Genomic DNA, 6,396 nt, shown 5'->3' with positions numbered 1-6,396 from the left:
CTAAAAGCAAAACCAAGGATAAACCCCATGATCCATACTAATGATCGCATCATCAAACACAAGACCGGATTGCTTAATCTGGCAGAAGAACTCGGCAATATCTCCAAAGCTTGTAAGATGCTTGGTGTATCGAGAGACACTTTCTATCGGTACAAGGAAGCCGTTTCAAGTGGCGGCGTGGATGCTCTTCTTGAGAAGAATCGACGGGTACCCAATCACAAAAACCGTGTTGACACTGCCATTGAGGAGGCCGTGTTGACTTATGCCCTCCAAGAACCCGCCCCTGGACAGGTTCGGGTCTCCAATGAACTGCGTAAACGCGGTGTATTTGTGTCCCCCAGTGGCGTTCGGAGCATCTGGTTACGGCATGACCTGGCCAACTTCAAATTGCGATTAAAGGCGCTTGAGGCCAAGGTGGCTGAGGGGGGACTGATCCTCACTGAGTCGCAGGTTCAGGCTTTGGAGCGAAAGCGTCATGATGATGAAGCCTGCGGTGAAATTGATACTCAACACCTTGGAGCAGCATGATTATCAGTTATACCTGAGTGTGAACGAAATAGAACACACCAAGACAAAAGCCAGACACCCGCAAACGAATGGTATCTGTGAGCGCTTCCATAAAACCATTCTACAGGAGTTCTACCAACCATCATTACGTCGCAAGATATACGGATCTGTAGAGGAGCTTCAAAAGGATCTAGACGAATGGCTCGTATATTACAATAATGATCGCACCCATCAGGGTAAGAAGTGTTGCGGCCGCACTCCGATGGCAACACTTGAAGATGGAAAAGGCATCTGGAAGGAAAAGCTCGTAAACTGAATTAAACCTGACAGAACACCTTCTGAAAAACCGGTAACTGTTGAAAAACCGGTAACTGTCAGATCAAATCTGAACCACTACATCTTAAAGTACCATTTATAGAAGACGAGCTCGAAGTAGCCTATAAATCTGAGGTTTGATTCTTCAATGCTGGAAGAATCACTTGCCAATCCTCGGGATGTAGCTCATGCCCAGACCCTTGCAGTGTAAGCAATTCCGAATTACGAATTGCTGCCTTCAGCGCCAATCCATGCGTATAGGGAAGTACGAGATCTTCTGTACCATGAATGATCAGTGTTGATACCGTGATCTCATTTAATCGTCCTAGCCACTCTTTTCCTCCGCCCAAGGTAGAGTGATTGAATGTAGTCAGTATATTTGGTGTTCGATCAAAATTTTCCTGAGCAATCTGGCGAATCAGTTCACTATTAAATACATGAGCACTGCCTGAGCTGATTCCCCATGCTCCAACCTGATATTCCACCACCGCGTCTCTATCAGTCCAGTCAAGCGTTGCCGCTCGTTGGTGATACTCGAGGATTGAAGGATCAATGGGAGGTATATCTGGGTCTGTCTCCGCAAGTCGCTCTGAAGATATCAGCGTTAGACTCTTTACTTGATTCGGATACTTAAGAGCAACAAGCTGGGATAGAAATCCTCCCAAAGACATGCCAACCAGGTGTGCAGCCTCCAGATCGTATCCATCAATTATGCGAACCACATCGTCAGCTAGCTCTTCAATGGAATATGGAGCCTGGCCGGGCTCATAGCTAGTTGACTTGCCCGTATCACGATGGTCGTATCGGATCACATAGCGATCCATTGCGGCCAACCGGGTACAAAAATCAACAGGCCACCATACTGCCGACGACATTGCCCCCATGATCAAAACTATGGGCTCATCGGCTGGGGTTCCGAATGATTCACTATAGAGTGAAATATCGTTGTCAGTAACTACTTTTTCTTCCATAATTGCATAACCTTCAGGTTCCTTGTACAGCACCGCCAGCACATACTGAAGCACGTAGTGCGGAAGTCTAGCCCCAAAGGGGCGATTGTGCCTGGCCTTGTATGGCTTTTGTTGCTCATTTATAAACCTTCAAATATTTGTATGCGATCTTACCAGATAGTAGGTAAGACTTGCATTTACACTACTGGGGTGACATGGCTGAATGTCAAGTCATGGAAGGCTTAAAGGGCTGCGTTATCAACTTTTAGAACTATGAGCGCGAGCAGCCGAAGTTTAGAGTAGGTCGCCCAGTCCGCGTTATTGCGGACGATCGTATCGCTGCGTGTTAAGTGGAATTACGCTATACAACTTTGGCCATGAGATGAACATCCGCATACTCGCCATTTCTAAATGCATAATTCTTCGCGGTGCCTTCTACTTTGAAACCATATTTTTTGTATAACCCTACAGCTTGCTCGTTGTCAGTATAAACTTCTAGCTCTACGCGACGAATTGCCAACCAATTGATAGCAAGATTAAGCATGGCTTCCAGGAGCCTGGAGCCAACACCGCTCTTTTGATGCGCCTCACTTACTGCCATTCCTATATTTGAAGCGTGCTTTCGCCTTGGGTTAGAACATACTTCCATTCCAATTTGCCCGACAACCCTCTCATCTTGAATAGCCACTATGCTGTAGAAATTGTCTGGAATATCACCAAGGAATTTTTCCCATTTGTCAATTGACGGGTATGGTAACTGCAACGTTCCCGCATAGCATGAAGACTGAGCGTAAATATCCTTAATCCCTGGGATATCCTCTTTCCTGCTATGCCTAATTTCTACCTTCATAGTCATTTCTCGTATCATTTATGGGCGCGCTCAGTCGCGGCTTGCTTTGATCGTATTATGTGCATAAATGGAAGCGCAGCAATCGCATATAAAATGTGCAAAGAAAGTCGTCGGCTGCGGCGTATAGTTAGGGCTGGATCTCAAACGGAGCCACATTCGTACCTTGATGGTAAACCATTTTCCACACTCCAGCTTTTAATCTTCATATGGAAGCTCTATGGGAGTTTTTAACTGCCTGCCTCTCGATCTCACTCAGGTACTCCCAATATTCATTCGGATCTATAAATAGATCATCGGTCGGCGGAATTTTGAAAAATGATAATTTCATTAAATCTATCAAGCCAAATTCTCCACCTTGAAAGTACTTCTTTGCGATTCTCCCCCGAATATATTGACGCGATGGGTGCGGTAAAAAAGCTCTTGACTTTGATTTGAATTGCTTTTTATTGCCTAGTATCGCGTAGCCTATGGGTGTAAACCTGTGGTTAAAACCATATTTAGCTATCGCTAGGTCGATCTGACGAGACGAGTATGACTTCTTGACTCCAGAATGCCTCACAACGTAAAACGGTAACCCCCGCACATACTTCGAGTACTGAAACTCATAGAATAAATTTTTAATAAAGTTCATTGGTATATACAGTTAATGCTCGCCGCAGAGGCGAGCAACTTGTTATGAGTCCAGCGCGCATGGTGCGCGTGATTACTATACACTTCCCTCAGCCTCGACTACGAGCACTCTGGCGGCTCCTTGTGGGTACGCAACATGTTCGGTACCTACCGAGGCATAGAAGATATCTCCAACCTCTAAGATGGTGGATATCTCCTGGCCCCCGACTTTGTATTTCATCTGCACTACACCATCAAGGACGACGAAGACTTCCTCACCGTTATTGATGTGCCACTTATAGGGCATATCAGTCCAATGTAACCTTGTTGTGATACCGCCCATACTGGCAATATTTTTAGCACCCCAAGCCCTGTCGGCCGTAAATTCTTTGCTTCGAATTATTTCCATACTTTCACTACTTACTACTGGGTCAGAAGGAAGGAATATACTGTGCTCAAGACTCGCTGTGAATACATCCCTGTAAGCTCGTAATCGGAATCCATACCTCATACGGTCCCGAACGTAGTATATTCTTTCCTTCCCCATTTTTGTAGATTACAACGATTGGGTATATCCCCTAAATACTGGCTCGATATCAACCACAACATTGAAAGCCGCTTCAAGCGTTTAGTCGGTTCAGTAGAAAAAGCTCGAAAATCTTTTATGAGAAGTGTAAACGCTGGGTGCATAGTTTGTGTGGCTGTGAGATTCCTCTCTGCCAGCACCTGAAGTAATTGTAAATATTTATAACCAAGCTAACAGTACTGGATAGGCCTCCGCATGCTCAAAGTTAAACTATTCGACTAAAATCCACGTCAGAAGCTGATCTAAAATCTCTCTCTTAGCAACCTACAAGTCCGTTAATAGCAAAAAAAAAGAGACATAAGATTGCACTTTCCAAGTTTTGGCTGTCTGGGATTACTTGGTACGTTGGTCTTGGCTGCAATATTGGAGATCAACGGTTATCAGATGAGGATCGGGGCAACTGCAGCAAAATTCCTGGCGGTTCATTGTAAAAGCTTTATAGGCGAATCCAAAGGAAGAGGGTATTGAAAATAGAGCTACTTGACTACGTAACTGGGCCCAAGCGGGGGCCACCAAGCTTTATTCCTATTTATATGTCCTTAAAAAACCGCCGTTATCGCCAATATCAATTTGGGTAACAGCGGCCGCGCCGCGGTTACTGGCAGGGAGAAGCTATCTAAAAGTAACAGTTGCTGCTTCTTTGAGGTTATCCTGCATTCAATTCTGATTGCTGAAGTTTTCCCAAGGTTGAAATACTCTTTGTGACGCTTTACGATTTCCTGATTACTCGTTTAACTTGGCAGGTTATATTCAGGTTTTTGAACACAACAGAGTTATGTCGCATCATATTGAAGATCTTTTAAGTGAATGGCAGGCGGCGCCCGATGATGGTTGGGTGCTTGCTGTAATCACCAAAGTTCAGGGTTCTGCTTATCGTAAGGCAGGCGCTATGATGTTGTTTCACCCGTTAGGGAGGAGCATTGGTCTTGTCAGTGGTGGTTGCTTAGAGGCCGATTTAAAGCGGCATGCTCAACGCGCAATCCAATACGATACTGCAGTTAAAGTGAATTACGATGCAACTGATGAGTCTGATGCTAGTTATCAACTTGGGTGTGGCGGTATTGTAGAGTTAATGCTGTTTCCCCTTACCCGCGAGAACAACTATCTTGAGCTGCATCTTCTTGCAAAGTATTTGAACGTGGGAAAACCTGCTTTCTATGAAGTTGTGTTACCTGTACAACGTACAGATTCGAGTGAACTTATGGCTAAGGTGGTTAATCCTGAGGAAACGGATTACCATATTAATGGTTTTGTTAAAGCGAATATTTTAACACGAATTCAAGAGACAGGTTTTTGGGAGTCTAGGTTAGTTATTCCCTGCCGACCGCGCTTTCATCTTGCAGTTTTTGGTGGAGGCTTAGATGCTCAGCCAGTGACAAAAATTGCCCAACAACTAGGTTGGAGAGTTACTGTGATCGATGAGCGTAGCAGTTATGCTCGCCATTATGATTTTCCTGGTGCAAGTATTATAAAGCAAACATGTGCGCAACTTACTAATGCGGTGTTGAGTCGGTTTGATGCGGCTATAGTGATGCACCATAATTTGGATTTGGATGCAAAGGCTTTACAGGTATTGAGCTTAACGGCAACCGAATTTGTGGCATTACTCGGTCCTCCACATCGGCGTGATAAAGTACTCGGCAAAGCGGGGATAACAATAAGTGATTTTCATGGTGTCTTTTCGGCGCCGGCAGGTTTAGCGCTAGGTGGTGAGCTGCCTGAGTCCATCGCCTTGAGTATCCTGGCACAATGTCATGGCGTGCTGCATCAAGCTAAATTAATCCCCTTAGATAAGGTCGTGACGTGAGCAAATCTATCGTGAATAGAGCTAAACAGCCAACAAAGCGGCTATTAATAGCGCTGCTCGCTGCTGGAGCAAGTCGGAGGTTTGATGGTATTAAGCTAGAAGCCTCTGTCGACGTAATCGATCTAGATGGCCGAATAAAGAGTCAGCCATTGCTGTTACAAACGCTTGATAAGCTCTACAGCCTAACTACGAAGGCATCAACAGGGTTGACTATAGAGTTAGTGGTAATTTTAGGTGAATACCGAGAAGTTTTGGCTAACTTATTGCCGCCAGATATAAATCAGAGGATTAATCCTAACTGGCAAAGCGGCATTGCAAGCTCAATCAAAGAGGCGGTTGTGGCGGCAGAAGCCATCAATGTAGATGGATTATTAATAGCTTTAGCTGATCACATTGGTGTAACGATAGATGACTACCAACAGCTGATTGCCGCGTGGCGATCAAGCGGGCAAATTTGTTGTGCTCAATACCAAAATAGTTTTGGGGTGCCAGCAATATTTAATGCCTCAGATTTTAGCGATCTGACTGGGCTCAGCGGCGACATTGGTGCCAAAAAATTATTGAAAGCGCGAGCCGCTGCTTACGGTTTAACTGTTGTTGATATTGAGGGTATCACCATGGACATAGATAGTAAGGCTGATCTTGAACTGTGGCAGCGATTGATTGCCAAGGAGCTTACTTAATTTTTTATTGGTTATTTACTACTGGGTCAGAAGGAAAGAATACACTGCACTCGAGACGCGCTGTGAATACATCCTTGTAAGCTCGTAAT

At 44.9% G+C, this 6,396-nt stretch carries 6 protein-coding genes and 1 pseudogene; 3 read left to right on the top strand and 4 right to left on the bottom strand.

The window, feature by feature from the left end; all coding sequences use genetic code 11:
* The first annotated feature begins 27 nt into the window (after nucleotides 1-27).
* A pseudogene (locus ACCI49_RS23070) lies at nucleotides 28-823 on the top strand (helix-turn-helix domain-containing protein).
* A 121-nt stretch (nucleotides 824-944) separates the two neighbouring features.
* On the opposite strand, the gene ACCI49_RS23065 reads toward ACCI49_RS23070, so the two are convergent.
* From ACCI49_RS23065 to ACCI49_RS23050, 4 genes are all read right to left on the bottom strand, one after another.
* Nucleotides 945-1,793 (bottom strand): alpha/beta fold hydrolase, encoded by an 849-nt coding sequence (locus tag ACCI49_RS23065; RefSeq protein WP_371841589.1) that lies wholly within the window; start codon nucleotides 1,791-1,793, stop codon nucleotides 945-947.
* Nucleotides 1,794-2,133: 340 nt separating this feature from the next.
* The gene (locus ACCI49_RS23060; protein ID WP_371841588.1) at nucleotides 2,134-2,622 is read right to left on the bottom strand and encodes a GNAT family N-acetyltransferase; all 489 of its coding nucleotides are present in this window, start codon (nucleotides 2,620-2,622) and stop codon (nucleotides 2,134-2,136) included.
* A 202-nt stretch (nucleotides 2,623-2,824) separates the two neighbouring features.
* On the bottom strand, nucleotides 2,825-3,253 hold the full coding sequence (locus ACCI49_RS23055; RefSeq protein ID WP_371841587.1) for a DUF6559 family protein: 429 nt from the start codon (nucleotides 3,251-3,253) through the stop codon (nucleotides 2,825-2,827).
* Between the two features lie 75 nt (nucleotides 3,254-3,328).
* The gene (locus ACCI49_RS23050) at nucleotides 3,329-3,640 is read right to left on the bottom strand and encodes a cupin domain-containing protein (RefSeq protein ID WP_371841586.1); all 312 of its coding nucleotides are present in this window, start codon (nucleotides 3,638-3,640) and stop codon (nucleotides 3,329-3,331) included.
* 952 nt (nucleotides 3,641-4,592) lie between these two features.
* Here ACCI49_RS23050 and ACCI49_RS23045 point away from each other — a divergent pair.
* Together ACCI49_RS23045 and ACCI49_RS23040 are read left to right on the top strand one after the other, a co-directional pair.
* On the top strand, nucleotides 4,593-5,624 hold the full coding sequence (locus ACCI49_RS23045; protein WP_371841585.1) for an XdhC family protein: 1,032 nt from the start codon (nucleotides 4,593-4,595) through the stop codon (nucleotides 5,622-5,624).
* Between the two features lie 11 nt (nucleotides 5,625-5,635).
* Nucleotides 5,636-6,307, top strand: coding sequence for a nucleotidyltransferase family protein (locus ACCI49_RS23040; protein ID WP_371841583.1), 672 nt, complete (start codon nucleotides 5,636-5,638; stop codon nucleotides 6,305-6,307).
* The last annotated feature ends 89 nt before the right edge of the window (nucleotides 6,308-6,396 follow it).

Origin of the sequence: Microbulbifer epialgicus (assembly GCF_041447265.1) — a bacterium.
In the GTDB taxonomy this organism is placed as follows: Bacteria; Pseudomonadota; Gammaproteobacteria; order Pseudomonadales; family Cellvibrionaceae; genus Microbulbifer; species Microbulbifer epialgicus.
This window is presented reverse-complemented; position numbering and strand designations above follow the sequence as displayed.